Raw genomic sequence first — 16,714 nt, 5'->3', positions numbered from 1 at the left:
AGACGGCCTCGGAGCCGGAGACACTCGACCATGCGGATGACCGTCACTTGTGGCGCCTTGCTTTCAATCGCCGCGCGGCTGGCGCTGGCCCAGCCGGCGCCTCCTCCCGCGGGGGAACTCACGTCGCCGTCCAGCGAGGACCGGGCCGCCGGTTACTGCGACTTCGTGCGCGGCGTGGGCAGCGCGGAGGCCGCGCTCGAGCTGGCACCCGAGGTGTTCGGGGCCTTCGGCGTGGTCAACGCGGGCGAAGCCACCGGTGGCACCGGTACCACGCCGCTGGGTGAGCCCACCCCGCGAATCACAGCGGGTTTGATGTACGACTTCGTCGGCCTCTACCGCGGCCGCGCCCTCCACAAGCGCGCGGAGGCGGACTGCCGCCGGCAGCGCGCGATGGTGGTGCTGGAGGCCGCCATCCGCCAGGGCACCGGCCTGGGGGAACAGGCCGCGCTGGAGGCTCGGGCTCGCGTGCTGGAGGAGGCGCTGCCCAACGCCGAGGCGCTGCTCACGTCACTGCGCAACGACATGAAGCAGGGCCAGGTGACGCTGGAGGAGCTGAACGCGGTGCAGGTCCGGCTGGATGGGCTGCGACAGCTTGCCACCAGCACGCAGGTCGCTCGCCAGCGGCTGGCGGCGCGGCCTCGATTTCAACAAGGTCAGCGGCTGGAGAGCGTGCTGAACGAGCTGCGCGCCGCGGATGACCAGCTCGAGTCGTATAACGGCGCGCTGCGCCGCTCGCGCGCCTGGCGCGTCAGCTTGCGCGGCGGGTACGACGAGCTCATCGACGCCGACCAGGACCTGCCCCTCTTCGGGCAGCTCACGCTGTCCTTCAACCTGGGCCACCTGTGGCAGGGCTCGGCCAACGCGCGCGCGCGGGAGGGCCGCCGCCGCGCGACGCTTGACGACGTGTCGGGCGTTCCCCAGCGGGTCAACGAGCTGGTCGCCGAACTGCGCGCCGTCCACCGCACCGAAGAGGGCCGCCTGCGCGAATTGAGCACCCTGGTGTCGGACCTGGAGGCACAGCTCCAATCGCTGGACGCGCTCCAGACGCGGGAGATTCGCCGCTTCCGCGGCTACCTGATGATGGAGCTCGTCCGCCTGCGCGCCGAGCAGGCCTATCTGCGCGCGCACGTGGAATCGCTGCAGTCCTTCCTGGGTGCCCGGTCGCCGTGACACCGCGTCGGCTGCTCGTGGGCTGCGGCGTCCTGGGCGCGCTGCTGGGCGCCGGAGCCGGTCCGGCGGAGGGGGGATGGGATGGCGGGGTGGCGCCACGGCTCGCGCCGAAAGAACGGGAGGAGCCACGCCCCCCTGGGGCTTCCCGGAAGAAAGGCAGGCACATGCTGACGCGCGTCCCGTTGTCCCGGCTGACAGTCACTGAAGGAAGCCTGGCGCCCGGGCCCGGCGAGCAGCTCCTCGTCGAGGGGCCCCGCATGCGCGCGGTCGTACATGGAAGCACGACACGCAACGTGGCGCTGCGCTTCACCCTCCTGGGCCCCTCCGAGCGCCAGGTGGCCCTGGCCTCGGGAGAACAACGTCAGCAGGTGGGCCTCAAGCTCTTCGCGGTGGACGCGTGCAACGTGCTCTACGCGATGTGGCGGCTGGCGCCCAAGCCGGGCATCGTCGTCAACTTCAAGCGCAACCCGGGACAGCACACCAGCCGCGAGTGCGGAAACCGGGGCTACGCCATCCTGCGCCCCGCGCAGCACGTCCGGCTGGAAGCGCCCGCGCCAGGCGAGCTCCACACGCTGCGGGCCCAGCTCGACGGCAAGGTCCTCCGCGTCTGGGCGGACGACGCGCTCGCGTGGATGGGCGAGGTGCCCGAGGAGGCGCTCGCACCGGAGGCACCGGTGGGCCTGCGCTCGGACAACGTTCGGCTGAGCCTTCAGCTCTCCACGCAGCAGCCTTGAAGCACGCGAACACCACCACGGCCGCGAGCGCGCAGGCACGGCGCACGGCCTCCCATGAGCGCCACGTCGACCGCGCGGCGCCCAGGGAACGTGGCATTACAGCTGGGGCCGCGGGTCCGGCGCCTGGGGCTTCTCCTGCTCACGCTCGGGCAGCAGCTCCGCGCAGAGCGAGGACGTGTTCTGTGTGCACACGCCCCCGGCCTCCAGGTCGAACTGCCAGCGGTGGCGAGGGCACACCAGGTAGCGCCCCTCCTCCACCCAGCCCTCGGACAGGTCGGCGCCCTGGTGGGGGCAGAAGCGCTGGATGGAGAAGCGCCGCCCACCGGCCTCCACCACCGTGCGCTCCCGCTGCGACTCGGTGGAGCGGATGCCCTCGCAGAACTCGCGCATGTCCTCGATCTCCACCCCCAGGAAGCCGTGCAGCACCGGCTCGTATACGTCCGGGTTGCGGCTCAGGCGCAGGCGGAACGACAGCAGGAAGTCCTCCCACGTGAGCTTGCGGTCCAACACGCGCCCCACGTCGGCCGCGCTCGTCTTCAGCGTGTAGCGGACCTCTTCCTGGATGTTCGCCACCACGTGGACACGGCGCGCCTTGAAGTCCACGCGCAAGAGCTGCTCCGGGAGCTCCGTCAGCTCCACGTAGAGCGGCATGCCCACGCGCTCGTGCAGGTCCAGGAGGTCCAGCTTGCGCTGCAGCTCCACGCGCAGCCGCTCGTGAATCTCCGCCACCTCCGCGACGAGCAGGTTGCGCCGCCGCTCGCGGAACACGGACTCCTGCCGCTTCGCGTAGTCGTGCAGGTACGCCTTCATGTTCTCCGGCGTCACCCGCTCGGCCACCTGCGAGACGAACGCCAGCGACTTCGCGTCCAGCACGTCCCCGGGCATCGGCTCCAGGTAGCGCGTCTTCCCCTGGGGCAGGCGCTGCCGCAGGAAGGCGAAGAGCTGCGTCGCGTTCGGGAAGATGTTCACCTTCTCGAAGTTGAGGTGGAACTGCGCCGGGTCCAGGAAGGCCGCGGGCCCGGCCGCCGCGATGTACGCCCGCGGATGAAGCACCTCGAGCGTGCGCGCCACCGCCTCGAACTTGCTCTCCCGCTTCTTCAGCGCGATGGCCGCGTACGTCTCCGTCGGGTACTCGTAGCAGGTGGGGTGCCAGATGGCCCCGGAGAACTGCGCGGAGAACACGTCGATGGGCCCCTCCTCCGCGGCGATGCGCCCCATCCGGTCATGGAGCTTGCAGTCGTTGAGGTTGAGGAAGCACTGCCCATCACCACGCACCATCACCGCGGAGTCGCGGTTGGTCCCCTGCTCCGACACGAACAGCTTCACGTAGCCGCCCTTGATGGGGACCTCGTGGCCGTCCTCGCAAGCGATGACCCGCTTGCAGCCATACCTGGTGAACACGTCCTGCAGCTCGGAGCGGTGGAAGCGCGGCACCAGCACCGTGAAGTCCCGCTGCCGGAGGGTGGCCAGGAACTCCGGGTCGAAGTGGTCCTTGTGTTCGTGGCTGACGTAGAGGAAGCGCTCCTTGCCGGGCGTCTCCAGCTTCTCCCGCACGAGCGGCGCCAGGTGGTGGTTGCATGGCAGCTGCATCCACGCCGAGTCGAATGCCCCGCGGGACGACAGCCACGGGTCCATGACGACAATGGCCCCCGCCGTCTCCACGATGAACCCGGCGTGGCCCAGGAAAGTAATGTGCATGGGAAGTCTTCCTCTCTGACAGCCAGTGGGCCGGCCTGAACGCCGAGCCCCGACGACACAGGGCTGCCGGCGGCTGGCTGGCGCGTCGGCGCCCGCAAGGTGGGGAGGCCGAAGCCACACGCGCCACCCGCCCGGGAGGTGGACCTTCCCGTCCATGGACGCACGAAGGGCGCGGAGGACCTCGTCGGGTCCCCCACGCCCTCGTGGGACTGCGGACTTGCGCTCAGGCGCGCCCCCGGTGAGCAGGCGCGCCAGGCGTCAGCGGCTCACTGCTCCGGCGCGATTTCGCGCACGGACAGCCACTTGAAGTCCACGTCGTCGGTGCTGTCCCAACGGAACGTGGCGATGGGGCCGCCCCACGTGAGGGGAACCGCGCCATCCGCGCCGCCACAGTGCTCGGCGTCACCGCCCCAGTCACCGGCGTCCACGAAGTCGTAGATCTTCTCCCAGGAGACCTTGTCCGCGTTCTCGTTGAGGTACATCTCCAGGTGCACGGCCTCCTTGCCGTTCACCTGCGTGTTCCGCATCACCGTCTTGAAGCCCACCCAGCGGCCCGTGAGCGGCTCCGTCACCTGCTCGTAAGGCGCCTGCTCGTAGGAGACGTGCCACGCCTCCTTCTGGAAGCGGGCCCGGCCATCGAAGTGCAGCGCGCCCTTGTAGCTGCTGCCCTCGCAGCCCTCGTGGTCGTCGTTGTGCTTCCCGCCACGCGCATACATGTCGAAGTTGTCGGACTCATCGGACGCGGAGTTGAGCTTCACGAAGCCCGTCATCTCGATGTTCTTCCAGTCATTCGGCGACTGCATGTAGCCACGGCTGACGAGCACGTCGCGGTCATACGTGGCGATCTCACTCGGCTTGTAGCCGGTGGACGTGAAGACGTTCATGCGCACCTTGTCGCTCTTGAGATTCCAGGAGCCGTCCGAGTTGCGCGTGAGGTCGTCCTGCGGATCAAAGCGGCTGTCGGACATCGCGTCGTCGGCCAGGAACCACTGCTCTCCACCGGAGACGGACGGGTGGATCATCGTCACGCCGAACTTGTCCGCGCCCGACTCGCCAGGCTGCTCGGGCTCACCAGGCTGCTCGGACTCGTCGTCAGGCGGCAAGGTGGTCACCGGCTCATCCGGCGACGTGTCAGAATCCCCAGGCGCCGGGGTGCCGGGGGTCTGCTGTCCAGGAGGCTGCTCGGACGGAGAGGGAGCAGGCACCTGCGGAGACTGACCAGGGGTCTCGGTCTGCCCTGGCGTGTTCGAATCCTCGTTGCCAGCTTCATTCCCGCAGCCCGTGATGGCGGCCAGAGCGAAGAGCGCACCACACGTCGAGGACAGAAAACGATTCCGAGTCAAAATAGCGTCCTTACTGCTTGAGGCATGAGGGTGACGAGCCCCCAGGCGCCTATCGCCTGGAGTGCGCTCGACGCGTCCTTCCGTCGGGAGGAGTAGCTGCCCTCAGGGACGGTGACGCCTGGCTGGTCTCATAGCCCCGTGTTTGATTTTTCCAACCGGGACGGTTCCAAACCCATCGTCGTCAAAACCACTTCCCAAACATTCGGGATGTTTTTGGCTGCTCGTATGCCTCCTGTCCCACGGAGAGAGCACTGCCGCAGTTTGCCCGGGTTCTTCGGTTTTCCAGATGGATTACGGCTGGAATTCCTATTTGTGGAAGGCTCGGATGACTCTTATCTGACGCCACCATATGGATACCTTCCCAAGCGTCGGCAGTCCGGGCCTGTGGGCCGGCTTTGTCGCCTTCGTCATCGCGATGCTGGCGCTCGATCTGGGCGTCTTCCACCGCAAAGCCCACGTGGTGAAGTTCAAGGAGGCCCTGGGCTGGAGCGCGGTGTGGGTCAGCCTGGCGCTCGTCTTCGGCGCGGGGGTCTGGTGGAAGTTCGGGCCCGAGCCCGGCCTCCAGTTCATCACCGGCTACCTCATCGAGAAGTCGCTCTCGGTCGACAACATCTTCGTCTTCGTCGTCATCTTCTCGGCGCTGCGAATCCCTTCGCTGTACCAGCACCGGGTCCTCTTCTGGGGCATCCTCAGCGCGCTGGTGCTGCGAGCCATCATGATCTTCGCGGGCGTGGCGATGCTGGCCCGCTTCCACTGGCTCATCTACGTCTTCGGCGGCTTCCTCATCCTCACGGGCGTGAAGCTCTTCCTCCAGCGCAACAAGGAGGACAACCCGGAGGAGGGCGCGCTGATGCGGCTGGCCCGGCGGACCATCCCCTCCACCCCCAACTTCGACGGGCACCACTTCTTCACCGTGGAGAACGGCCGCAAGCTGGCCACGCCGCTGCTGATGGCGCTGCTGCTGGTGGAGGCGTCGGACATCCTCTTCGCGCTCGACTCCATCCCCGCAATCTTCGCCGTGACGACGGACCCCTTCATCGTCTTCACATCCAACATCTTCGCCATCCTGGGCCTGCGCTCCATGTTCTTCATGCTGGCCGGCGCGGTGGAGAAGTTCAGCTACCTGAAGGTGGGCCTCTCCGCGGTGCTCGTCTTCGTGGGCACGAAGATGGCCATCATCGACTTCGTGAAGGTGCCGCCCGCGGTGTCCCTGGTAATCATCGCCGGCCTGCTGGGCGCGAGCATCGCCGCGTCGCTCATCAAGGCCCGGCACACGCCCGCCGTCGACGTGCCTGACGTGCCCAAGCTCTGAGCCGCGCCGCGGCCTCACGCCGCAATCTCACGAAGCCCACTCCGCGCAGCATGCGGGGTGGGCTTTCTTGCGTCTGGCGCAGCGGCGGAGACGGAGCCCGCAAAGCGGAAAGGCCGTGAGTCCCGATTCGGACTCACGGCCTTTCTTGAGTGGGCGCAGCAGGGTTTGAACCTGCGACCCCTGCCGTGTGAAGGCAGTGCTCTACCGCTGAGCTATACGCCCTTCTGCTGCCCGCCGCCGGTGTTGCCAGCCGCGAACGCGGGTGTAGATGCCATCCGCCCGCTCAGGTGTCAACGCATTTTCGACTACAGCGCGTCGAGCTTCTCATCGAGTTCGCGCAGCCGGCGCTTGAGGCCGGAGAGCTGCTTGCCCAGGCTCTTGAACTCGCTGCGAGGCGCGAAGTTCAGCGCCTTCATCAGCTCCTCCTGCCCCCGGTCGAGCGCCTGCTTGCCGCGCTGGGCTTTCCCAATGGCGTTGGCAATGGCCATGGCGCGGCGGTCGTCGGCCATGAGCTTCTCCATGGCCTTGCCCGACACGTTGAGGGCCTGCTTCTTCAGGTCGTCCTTGATTCCCATGAGGTGTCTCCCGCTCAGGGCTCGTCGATGAACTGCGTCTGCAGCTGCGCGAAGACGCGATCAGCGATGCCCTTGTACTTCATGCGCTCAATCAGCGGCTGCAGGTCGCCCTTCATGGAGATGCGGCGCTTGAGCACCGCCTCCACCGGGTCCAGCGTCCCCTTGAGGAGCTGCTTCCAGACGCTGTAGGGCGCGCGCGCCAGGTACACCGGCTCCAGCTCCTCCAGGTCATCCGGATCCGCGAGGACGCGCGCCCTTTCGATGCGGCAGTCACCGGGGACGACGTGCACCACGAAAGCCTTCGCCAGCGTGCCGGGCTCGGCCTCCACCACCGCCCCGAAGTCGCCCTTCCAGCCTCTGCCGGCCATGGCGCACTCGGGATCCTCATTGGTGAGGCGGACCGCTTCGTCCACCCACTCCTTCGACGGGAACTTCGCCATCTGGACTCCTAGCCCCTCCGGAAGATGCTCTTGATACTGGAGAAGAGCCCCCGGTCGTCGCTCCCGCTGCTGCTGGAGCTGGGCACCTGCTGTGAGTGTCGCGACGCGACTTCCTGGAGCGCCCGCTTGAGCTGCTCCGGCGTGTCGCGGGTGGCGAGGTCCACCTTGCGCATGCCGCTCGCTTCCTCCACCGTCACCTGGAGCAGACACTCCTCGGTGAGGCGGAAGTCGATCTTCCGGCCAGCCGCGGCCGAGGGCACGCGCACCGTGCCCAGATATTCGTTGTCCACCAGCAGGTCGCTGTCCCCCTGGTAGATGTCCAGCTCGATGAAGGGCGAGCCCGGCTCCTTCGGAGGAGGCAGGCGGAAGCTCTTCACCATGGGGATCAGCGAGTTCTTCTCGATGATGCGCTTCACGCGCCCGTTGGGCATCGCGTAGCCAATGGGCATGGACAGCGCGTCCAGCAGCGTCACCGCGTCGATGCTGCCCAGCGAGTCGCCCAGCAGCGCCGCGCCCAGGGCCACGCACTCGTCCGGGTGGACGCCCTTGCGCGGCGCCTTGCCGAAGTGCGCTTGAATCTTCTGCTGCACCAGCGGCATGCGGCTCTGGCCGCCCACCAGGATGATTTCGTCGATCTCCGCGCGGGAGATGCCCTTCTCCTCCAGCACGCGGTCGCAGATCTCGAAGGTGCGGTCCACCAGGTCGCCGGTGAGGCTGTTGAGGAACTCGCGCGTCAGGGGGATGCGCAAATCCAGCGGCTTGCCCTTGCGCTCGTCGATGAAGGGCAGGTCGATGACGACGTTGGGGATCAGCGTGAGGTCGATCTTCGCCGCCTCCGCCGCGTTCTTGATGCGCTGGAGCGCGATGGGGTTCTCCGTGCCGAGGTCGAACTTGGTCTCCTCCCGGAAGCGCTCCAGCACGTACTCCATGATGCGGTTGTCGAAGTCCGCGCCACCCAGGAAGGTGTCGCCGCCCGTGGCCAGGACCTCGAAGACGTTGCCGGCCAGGTGCAGCACGGACACGTCGAAGGTGCCGCCGCCCAGGTCATAGACGAGGACCTTCTGATCCAGCCCCCGGTTGAAGCCGTAGGCCAGCGCCGCGGCGGTGGGCTCGTTGACGATGCGCTTCACGTCGAAGCCCGCCAGCCGGCCGGCCTCCTTCACCGCGTTGCGCTGGTTGTCGTTGTAGTAGGCCGGGACGGAGATGACCGCCCCTTCGATGGGGCCGCCCAGGAACTGCTCCGCGATGGTCTTCACCTGGCCCAGCACGAAGCTGGACACCTGGGGCAGCGAGTACAGCTTGCCGCCCATCATCACCGCGGCGTCCCCGTTGGGGCCTTCGACGATGTCGTAGGGGAAGTACCCCTTGAGGTCGTCCACCGCCTTGGAGTTGTACTTCCGCCCGATGAGCCGCTTGGTCCCCCAGAGCGTGTTCTTGGGGTTGGTGACCATCTGATCCTTGGCCACCCCGCCCACCAACAGGTCGCCGCGCGCCGACAGCGCCACGACGGAGGGCAGCGTGAGGTTGCCGCGATCGGTGGGGACGATCTTCGGGATGCGGTTGCGGACGGACGCCACCAGCGTGTTGGTGGTGCCGAGGTCAATCCCGATGATGCGAGGTCTGTCCGCCATGAAGTGAGGGGGCTCGTGCCGGAAGACGCCGCCCCTGATTCCACTGTCTATCACGTCGCGCACGGGAGTGCGCGTTTCTGGGCGACGGTGTCAGTCCGCCGGGTCCGATCCACCCGGAGGGGGACCCTGCTGCCCCATGGCTCCCTCGGGCTCCGCCTCCAGGGTGGACAGGGTGCACCGGTCGAACGGAGCGTCCTCCCCGCCGGGCAGCTCCTGGAGGAACCGGGACGGCCGCAGGAGGATGCGCTCCCCGTCCCGGGGCAGCACGGACTGGGGGTACACCAGCGCCAGGGTGTCCCGCGCCCGGGTCAGGGCCACGTAGAACAGCCGCCGCTCCTCTTCCTCCTCCTCAGGCAGGCGCGTGGCCAGGGACAGCGGAAACCGTCCGTCCGCCAGCCAGAGGACGAAGACGGCCCGCCACTCCAGCCCCTTGGCCTGGTGGACGGTGGACAGCGTCAGGCACGCCTCAGGCGCCCCCTCCCTCAAGGCCTCCCCCGCCGCGAACTCCGACACCAGGGCGATCTCCGACAGGAAGCGCGCCACGTCCTCGAAGCGGCCGGCGAACTCCGCCAGCTGGCGGACGTCGTCCTCCCGGTGCTCCTCCTCGGAGAACTCCGCCCGGAGGAAGTCCGCGTAGCCCCCGGCGAGGACGTCCTCGATGAGCCGCCCCGGTGAGGGGGGCGCCTCCGGGCGGGTCAGCCGCCCCATCAGGTCACCGAAGGCCTGGAAGCCCTGCCGCGCCTTGCGTGGCAGGTGCGCGCGGACGTCCGCATGGGCCAGCCCCTCCGCCAGGGGTGTCCCTTCCGGCAAGGCGCGCAGGGCGGTCCAGAGGTGCTCGGCCGTCGCCGGTCCCACGCCTGGGACGCGCCGGATGACGCGCTTGAAGGCCAGCTCATCCCCCCGGTTGTTCACCAGCCGGAGGTGGGCCAGCACGTCCTTGATGTGGGACTGCTCGAAGAAGCGGACGCCGGAGCGCACCCGGAAGGGGATGCCGCGCCGGGTCAACTCCAGCTGGAGCTCCAGCGAGTGATTGTGGGCCCGGTACAGCACGGCCATGGCCTCCAGGGACAGGCCCTGCTCCCGGAGCTCACCGATGCGCTGGGCCACGTAGGCGGCCTGCGCCCCGGCATCCCGGGCGGGGACGATGAGCGGCTTGACGCCCGGAGACCGGGCCGCCGTCAGCACCTTGGGGAACTGGTTCGTGTTGAGGGCGATGGAGGTGTTGGCCAGCCGCAGGATCTCCGGCGTGGAGCGGTAGTTGCGCGTCAGCGCGTGGACGGAGCAGCCCGGGTAGCGTTCGGGGAAGCCGATGATGTTGGTGAAGTCCGCGCCCCGGAAGCTGTAGATGGACTGGCAGTCGTCCCCCACCACCGTGAGGTCCTTGCGCTCCCCGGCGAGCAGATCCACCAGGTCGCCCTGGAGCCGGTTGGTGTCCTGATACTCGTCCACGAGCACGCAGCGGAAGCGCTCGGTGAGCTGCGCCTTCACGTCCGGGTGGTGCGTCAGCAGGCGCTTGAGGTGTACCAGCAGGTCATCGAAGTCCATCAGGTGCATCTGCGCCTTGCGCTGCTGGAAGCGCGCGGCGGCGGCGAGCACCTCGGGCGCCAGCGGCAACATCTGCGGCCGGCGGTCCATCAGCACATGTGACACGGGCTGCTGGAGGTTGGCCGCCAGGGACACCAGGTCCAGCACCAGGTCTGGCCGGGGAAAGCGCTTGTCGCTCTTGAGGCGGCGCTCGGCGATGCACGTCACCATCAAGTCCCGCGCGTCCTCGCGGTCCAGCACGGTGAAGTTCCTGGAGAAGCCCAGCACGCCCGCGTACTCGCGCAGCAGCACGTGCGCGGCATGGTGGAAGGTGCCACCGAGGATGCGCCGCACGTCCACGAAGGCGCCGGCCAGCGCCTCCACCCGGCGCGTCATCTCCCGCGCCGCCTTGTTGGTGAAGGTGAGCAGGAGGATGCCTTCGGGGGGGACGCCCCGCTCCAGCATGCGCGCCACCCGGAAGGTCAGCGTTCGCGTCTTGCCGGAGCCCGCGCCGGCAATCACCAGCACCGGCCCCTCCCCCGCCTCCACCGCCCGCAGCTGCTCCTCGTTGAGGAGGGCGGCATAGTCGATCCGCGGAGAGGGCGTCGCGGCCGGAGCCTGGAGCGTATCGGTGCGGGAGGCCATGGGGGCGCAGACTCTAACCGCCCCGGCGCCCCGGGACACCCGGATCAGGGGACGGGCTTGAGCGCGGTCAGTCGGGCGGACGCGGCCGCGCGGACCTGGGGCGACGGGTCCCGCGCCCGCGCCACCTCCAGGAGCAGCCGCCCCACCTCCGGCAGCTTCGTCGCCACCGAGTCCAGCGCGGCGGTGCGCTCCTTCACGCCGTTCTCCAGGCGGTCCCGCACCCCGCGGTCCGCGCACGTCTTCACGCCGGGCGTCTGCTCACGCAGCAGCAGCTCCGCGTCGGCCAGCCGCGCGTCCGCCAGGCGCTTGGCGTCCATCGCCTTGCGCTCGAACTCCGCCAGGTCCTCGGGGAACTCGGTGCTCGCGCCCCGGGCGCGGGCAATGGCCGCCACGGCGAAGTTCGCGTTGACGGCCGCCGCGCACAGCTGCCGCGCCGACGCCAGGGGAACACGGCCCTCGGGCGTCACCGGCTCCTCCTGCGCCACCTCCAGCGACCACAGCGCCAGCTGCCGCGCCGCCACCGCCGCGGAGAAGTGCTGACGCCGCTCCTCCCGAATCTGCACCCAGCGCCGGAGGATGACCGGATCCGGCACGCCCGACTCGGCGGCGCGCTGGTACTCCGTGGACGCCTGGGCCAGCTGCCCCGACAGGTCCAGCAGCACCGCCACCGTGAGGTACATCTCCGCGCTGTTGGCGCGCTCTCGCAGGGAGTCCAGACGCGAGGACACCTCGTACTCCGCCACCGGCTTGGGCAGCGCCGCCAGCACCGTGCGCAGGGACTCCAGGGCGTGCTGCCGGATCAGCGGGTTGCGCGCCGCGCGCAGGCTCTCCAGCAGCGGATCCAACACGCGCACCGACACGTGCTGGCCCAGCTCCTCCGCCGCCTGCCAACGGTCCAGCGCATCGGGCGCGACCAGCGCGCGGTTCAGGTCCTCCACCCCGCGCAGGTAGTGCCCCACGTGGGCCGCCTGGGCCGCGGGCTCCGGCCGGGCCAGGGCGGCGCGCTCGGCGCGGGCGCGGGCGAGCCGCTCCGGGAAGGCCGTGAGCTTCGGGCCCAGGGGATGGGCCTTCGCCCGGGCCTCGGCCTCGTCCACCAGGCCGGAGACGAGCAGGCCTTCCACCTCCAGTTGCAGCAACAGGACGCGCGCCTCCTCGCGGTGCGCGCCGGCCGGGTGCTCCTTGAGGTACGCGAAGAGCTTCGTCGCGCCGGAGGCCTTGGCCTGAGCGAACGACTGGTCATCCAGGCGCGCCTCCACGTCCTGGCGGCGGGGATCATCCGGCGACGCGCGCAGGTACTCCGCCAGCTTGCGCGGATCCTCCGTGGTGGCCAGCTCGCGCGCCTCCGCCTCCGCCAGCAGGCGCTTCGCCTCCTCCCGCTGGACGCCCTCCGGGTGCTCCTGGAGGAACTGACGCCAGCCGGCGACGGAGTCCGTCTCCTTCGCCCCGTTGAAGCGCAGGCCCTCCAGCAGCGTCTTCGCCGTGCGCGCCTGGGACGCGTCGGGGTACGCCTCCAGGAAGCGCTTGTAGGCAATCACCGTGTGCAGGCGTTTGGCCTCCTCGAACTCCAGCTCCTCCAGCCGCGCCTCGGCCGCGTCGGTGTCCGCGTGCGTGGGATACTCGCGAAGGAAGGCGCGATAGCCGTCGATGGTGTCCTTCTTCGCCGCGCGGTCATACGGCGAGGGGAGGCAGCCAGTGGCCAGTAACAGGACGGCGAGGGCTCGGCGAAAGGAGGCCATGTCCCTGGAGCAATACCGCACCCGCGCCCACCCGGAAACCCGAGCCTGGACGGACGGTTGCCTGGGTAGGTTTTTTGACGACACAGCGTCCCGGGCGGACCATGTGCCCCCAGGACGCTACAGGGAGGTCGCACCATGAGGACAGTCACGCTGATGGGAATCCTCGCCACGCTGGCGACCGGCTGCGCCACCACGGGCGCGCCGCTGGAGCCATGGCTGGACTCCTACAGTCTTCGCTACCGCTCCGCCTCCCCGCCCGCCTTCCCGCGTGAGGCCCTGTCCAAGCAGGTGGCCACGGCGAACCGCGAGGCGCCCGCGGCGCGTCCCGGCAAGGTGGCCGCCCGCCCGGCCAGGGCGCCGGGTGGAAAGTCCCGCGCGACGCCGGCCCGGGCCGCGCGCCCCACCCCCGTGGCCGGTGACGCCCGCGCCAAGGTGGTGACGACGGCGCGCTCGCTGGTGGGCAAGACGCAGGTCTCGCTCAACGGCCGGAAGTACCCGTCCGACTGCACGGGCCTCATCGAAGGCGTCTACGCCCAGGCCGGCGTCACCTTCCGGGGGACGGTGCGGCCCGGCGACAACGGCGTCACCGCCATGTACCGCTTCGCCCGCTCGCGAGGCCGCGTGTATTCGGAAGAGCGGCCGACCCCGGGCGACCTCGTCTTCTTCAACGAGACGTATGACCAGAACCGCGACGGGCGCCGCAACGACGGCCTCACCCACGTGGGCATCGTGGAGAACGTGAGCGCCAGCGGGACAGTCACCGTCATCCACCGCGTGCGCCGCGGCGTCGTGCGCTACCGCATGAACCTGGAGCGCCCGCACCTGCGGAGGGACCCGAAGACGGGCGAGGTGCTCAATGACATGCTCCGGCACCCGGGCCCCAACCGCGCGCCCGTCCTCACCGGGCAGCTCTTCGGAGGCTACGGCAGCGTGCTGCCCAAGCACCCCAAGGCCCAGAAGCCCGTCCCTGTGGCACTGCGGTAACGGGCTCCTGGACTCCGACTACGCGCGCGCCGTCCGGTCCCACGCGGCGCGCTGCGAGTTGCGCAGGAAGCGCCAGAACCCCACGACGATGGCCAGGTTCATGGTCACGAAGTAGTACGCCACCGACGCGGCCTTCTTCGCCGTGCCCCGCTTCAGCACCCCCGTCTTCCCCAGGTACGCGAGCGCGTAGAACAGCGCCTGGCTGAACAGGGTGAACTGGTAGAAGTGCCGGTCCAGCAGGAACAGGTTCGCCACCAGCGCCAGCACCATCAACGCGGGGGCGCACCAGCGCAGCAGCTTGTGCGACCAGAAGGCGAAGGCCGGGAAGCCCGCGGTCGGCAGCAGCAGCCCGGGCACCATGCGGATGCTCTGGAAGTTGCCCGCGGCGATGCGCGCCCGGCGGCCGAACTCCTTGCCGTAATCCTCCGTGGTCTCCTCGTGCGCCACGGCGTGCTCTTCGTAGACGACCTTGTAGCCCTGCTCCAGGATGCGCAGCGGAATCACGAAGTCGTCCACGATGGTGGACGGCGGCAGTTGGGTGAACAGCGAGCGCCGGATGGCATAGAGGCCACCGTTCGCCCCCACCACCGCGCCGCGCCGCCCCTCGTACATCTTGATGAGCGACTCGTAGCTCCAGTACGCGCTCTCCTCGTAGTCCTGCTTCGTGGGGTTGTAGAGCCGCAGCTTGCCGCAGACAGCCCCCACCTCCGGGTCCTCGAAGTGGCGCACCAGCCGCTCGATGGCCTCGGGTTCAATCATCGTGTTGGCGTCGGAGAGGACGACGATGTCCCCCCGCGCCACGGGGATGCAGCGGTTGAGCACCGTCGTCTTGCCCGCCCGAGGCGCCGGCGACAGCCGCACCCGCGCGTCGGAGCAGCCGCGGACGAGCTCATCCGTCCCGTCCGACGAACCATCCGAACCGATGAGCACCTCGAACCGCTCCGCCGGGTACGCCAGCGCGAGGCTGTTCTCCAGCTTCTGCTGGATGCACGAGGCCTCGTTGTAGGCCGCCACCACCAGGCTCACCGAGGGCAACGCCCGCTGCCCGCCGGAGCCCTGCTTGACTGTTTCCGCGCGCCGTACCTCGCGGGCGTTCTTGAGCACCTGCGCGGCCCCCTCGAGCAAAAAAAGGCTCAAGGGGTAGAGAAAGTAAGTGTGCGCGAGCAGCAGCACCGCACTCCAGAAGAAGACCTCCGCCATCAACCCTGCCTCCCAAGCACCCAGTCCTCGAAACGGGTCCGGGTTCAGCAAGAGGCGTGCCTCCTCCACGCACTTGAAATCACACGCAGTGGCGCCACGGAGGGCTCGGCGCTGGGTGCGGGACTGGACTTTCTCCAGCCCTCGCGCTTGAGGACGCGGTCGTCGTTTCAGGGCGAGGCGGCGTCCGCGTCAATCTGCGCGATCAGCCGAGCCGCCGCCTGGTGGTTCGGGTTCAGCGCCACGGCGTCGTCCAGGAGTGAACGGGCGGTGGCCGTGTCCTTCAGCTTCAGCGCCACGCGCGCGCCGAGCAGGTAGGCGCGCAGCAGCGTGCTGTCAGCCTGGCGCAGCGCATCCAGCGCCTTGGCCACCGCCTCGAGCGACTCCGGCGGCGACCCGGCGCTCAGCGCGTACTCGGCCCGAACCAGCGTGCTCCACGGATGCGGTGCGCGCTCCACGTTGCGCAGACGCTCTGCCAGGGCCAGGGAGTCCGGCGCCGCCAGGACAGCGGCATGGAGGGCGCGAGCCTTGAGCCGTGCCGCCGCGGCGCTGGGCGGCTCGGACTCCGGCGCCTTGCTCAACTGGGACAACTGCACGTCCAGTTCCTTGCGCAGCGTATCGGTGGTGACACGCAGGGACGCCATGTCGCGCGCGTTGGCCTCCTGCTCCTGCTGGAGCGAGGTGCGGCGAGCCACCTGTTCGGCCAGGACGCGCATCTTCGCCGCGGCCTCCAGCCCCCGGGCAATGGCATCGCCCCGGAGCCGCAGCCATTCGGAATCGGCCTGGACGTCGGACAGCTTCAGGGTGAGCGCCACCGCCAGCTCGGCCTGGACGTCGACGTAGCCGGGATTCGCGATGGCGATGACTCGCAGCCGCTCGATGGCCTGCTCGCGAGAGGCTGCGTCATCCCGACGGAGCAGCACCGATGCTCGGTCCGTCGCCTCCACCACGGTGGCGGGAATCTCCACCCCGCGATTCTTCAGCGCGACGTAGCCCAGCGAGGCCACCACGAGGAGCCCGAACAGGCTGGCCAACACGACTCGGGGACGGATTCGTTGAGCGCCGCCGTTCTCGAACGCTCGCGCGCCGTCCATCGACAGGCGGGTCGACGCAATCAGGTCCGGAGGGAGCTCCAGCGGGGCCCGGCGCGACGCGGCTCCCGCCAGAGGGCCCAGGTCCGAGCCTCTGGAGTCGTCGAGGGAGCTCGGCCCCCCTGTCCCGGTGCCCGGCGTGGCGGCGGGCTCCGCTTCAGGAGGGAGCTGGATGCCACCATCAGCGCCGGACAGCGGTGACAGACCGAAGGGGCTCGTCGACCGGACGCCCGCGAAGGGTTCGGCGGCATCGAGTGCGGGCATGGGAACGGGCGGCACGGAGCCGAAGACCCGCTTCGACCCCACAGGCGCCTCGGAGGCAGGCGGCTGAACGGCGCTGAACGTCTGACTGCGCCCCAGCGGCGCCACGGAATCACTCGCGGGAGGCGCGGCGAATCCAACAGGGACGCCGTCCGGCGAGGCGGCGCCCTGGGATGCAACCTGCGCCCCGGCGGCGTGAACCGGGCTCACGGGAGGAGGCGTGGGCACAGAGCCCGGGTCTGGCGTCATGGAGGCGCCAGCCCGCGCGGGAGCGTACGCACCAAAGGTCTGGGTCGCGTGACCTGGTGCCACGGAGCCATGTCCGGCACTCCCTGGCGACCCAGGTTGTTGTCTGGGAACCGCGCCGTAGGCC

13 protein-coding genes and 1 tRNA gene are annotated in these 16,714 nt (G+C 69.4%); 4 read left to right on the top strand and 10 right to left on the bottom strand.

All coding sequences use genetic code 11. From position 1 onward, the window contains the following. Positions 1 to 30: 30 nt before the first annotated feature. Together HV826_RS02900 and HV826_RS02895 are read left to right on the top strand one after the other, a co-directional pair. Positions 31 to 1,170 carry a hypothetical protein gene (locus HV826_RS02900; protein ID WP_176415472.1) on the top strand — a complete coding sequence of 380 codons (1,140 nt, stop codon included), beginning with the start codon at positions 31 to 33 and terminating at the stop codon, positions 1,168 to 1,170. Between the two features lie 164 nt (positions 1,171 to 1,334). Continuing rightward, on the top strand, positions 1,335 to 1,904 hold the full coding sequence (locus HV826_RS02895; protein WP_255207721.1) for a hypothetical protein: 570 nt from the start codon (positions 1,335 to 1,337) through the stop codon (positions 1,902 to 1,904). Positions 1,905 to 2,000: 96 nt separating this feature from the next. On the opposite strand, the gene HV826_RS02890 is transcribed toward HV826_RS02895, so the two are convergent. Continuing rightward, a complete protein-coding gene (locus HV826_RS02890; RefSeq protein ID WP_176415470.1) occupies positions 2,001 to 3,602 on the bottom strand; it encodes a Rieske 2Fe-2S domain-containing protein in 1,602 nt (533 codons plus the stop codon). A gap of 266 nt (positions 3,603 to 3,868) precedes the next feature. Continuing rightward, positions 3,869 to 4,945: a carbohydrate-binding protein gene (locus tag HV826_RS02885; RefSeq protein WP_176415469.1), complete on the bottom strand. Its 1,077-nt coding sequence runs from the start codon at positions 4,943 to 4,945 to the stop codon at positions 3,869 to 3,871. A gap of 349 nt (positions 4,946 to 5,294) precedes the next feature. Here HV826_RS02885 and HV826_RS02880 point away from each other — a divergent pair, with 349 nt between their 5' ends. Further along, a complete protein-coding gene (locus HV826_RS02880; RefSeq protein WP_176415468.1) occupies positions 5,295 to 6,257 on the top strand; it encodes a TerC family protein in 963 nt (320 codons plus the stop codon). Between the two features lie 150 nt (positions 6,258 to 6,407). Here the strand turns inward: HV826_RS02880 and HV826_RS02875 are convergent. The 6 genes from HV826_RS02875 to HV826_RS02850 all read right to left on the bottom strand — a co-directional run bounded on the left by HV826_RS02875 (position 6,408) and on the right by HV826_RS02850 (position 12,892). After that, positions 6,408 to 6,479, bottom strand: a tRNA-Val gene (locus tag HV826_RS02875). An 83-nt stretch (positions 6,480 to 6,562) separates the two neighbouring features. Then, positions 6,563 to 6,832: a hypothetical protein gene (locus tag HV826_RS02870; protein WP_176415467.1), complete on the bottom strand. Its 270-nt coding sequence runs from the start codon at positions 6,830 to 6,832 to the stop codon at positions 6,563 to 6,565. Between the two features lie 14 nt (positions 6,833 to 6,846). Continuing rightward, the gene (locus HV826_RS02865) at positions 6,847 to 7,272 is read right to left on the bottom strand and encodes a hypothetical protein (protein WP_176415466.1); all 426 of its coding nucleotides are present in this window, start codon (positions 7,270 to 7,272) and stop codon (positions 6,847 to 6,849) included. An 8-nt stretch (positions 7,273 to 7,280) separates the two neighbouring features. Then, a complete protein-coding gene (locus HV826_RS02860) occupies positions 7,281 to 8,903 on the bottom strand; it encodes an Hsp70 family protein (RefSeq protein ID WP_176415465.1) in 1,623 nt (540 codons plus the stop codon). A gap of 90 nt (positions 8,904 to 8,993) precedes the next feature. Next, complete coding sequence (locus tag HV826_RS02855) at positions 8,994 to 11,072, bottom strand: ATP-dependent helicase (protein ID WP_176415464.1); 2,079 nt, start codon at positions 11,070 to 11,072, stop codon at positions 8,994 to 8,996. Positions 11,073 to 11,116: 44 nt separating this feature from the next. Beyond that, entirely contained in the window at positions 11,117 to 12,892 is a 1,776-nt protein-coding gene (locus HV826_RS02850; RefSeq protein ID WP_176415463.1) for a HEAT repeat domain-containing protein, read from the bottom strand. 51 nt (positions 12,893 to 12,943) lie between these two features. On the opposite strand from HV826_RS02850, the gene HV826_RS02845 reads away from it, so the two are divergent. Beyond that, the gene (locus tag HV826_RS02845) at positions 12,944 to 13,792 is read left to right on the top strand and encodes a CHAP domain-containing protein (RefSeq protein ID WP_176415462.1); all 849 of its coding nucleotides are present in this window, start codon (positions 12,944 to 12,946) and stop codon (positions 13,790 to 13,792) included. A gap of 18 nt (positions 13,793 to 13,810) precedes the next feature. Here HV826_RS02845 and HV826_RS02840 read toward each other — a convergent pair whose 3' ends face one another. Beyond that, positions 13,811 to 14,992 carry a glycosyltransferase family 2 protein gene (locus HV826_RS02840; protein WP_176415461.1) on the bottom strand — a complete coding sequence of 394 codons (1,182 nt, stop codon included), beginning with the start codon at positions 14,990 to 14,992 and terminating at the stop codon, positions 13,811 to 13,813. Between the two features lie 167 nt (positions 14,993 to 15,159). After that, positions 15,160 to 16,344, bottom strand: a complete 1,185-nt coding sequence (locus HV826_RS02835; protein WP_255217015.1) for a lipopolysaccharide assembly protein LapB — start codon at positions 16,342 to 16,344, stop codon at positions 15,160 to 15,162. Positions 16,345 to 16,714 lie beyond the last annotated feature (370 nt).

This window comes from Myxococcus sp. AM010 (assembly GCF_013372585.1).
GTDB lineage: Bacteria > Myxococcota > Myxococcia > Myxococcales > Myxococcaceae > Myxococcus > Myxococcus vastator.
Note: the sequence above shows the minus strand (reverse complement) of the source record. Positions and strands in the feature narration are given on the sequence as shown.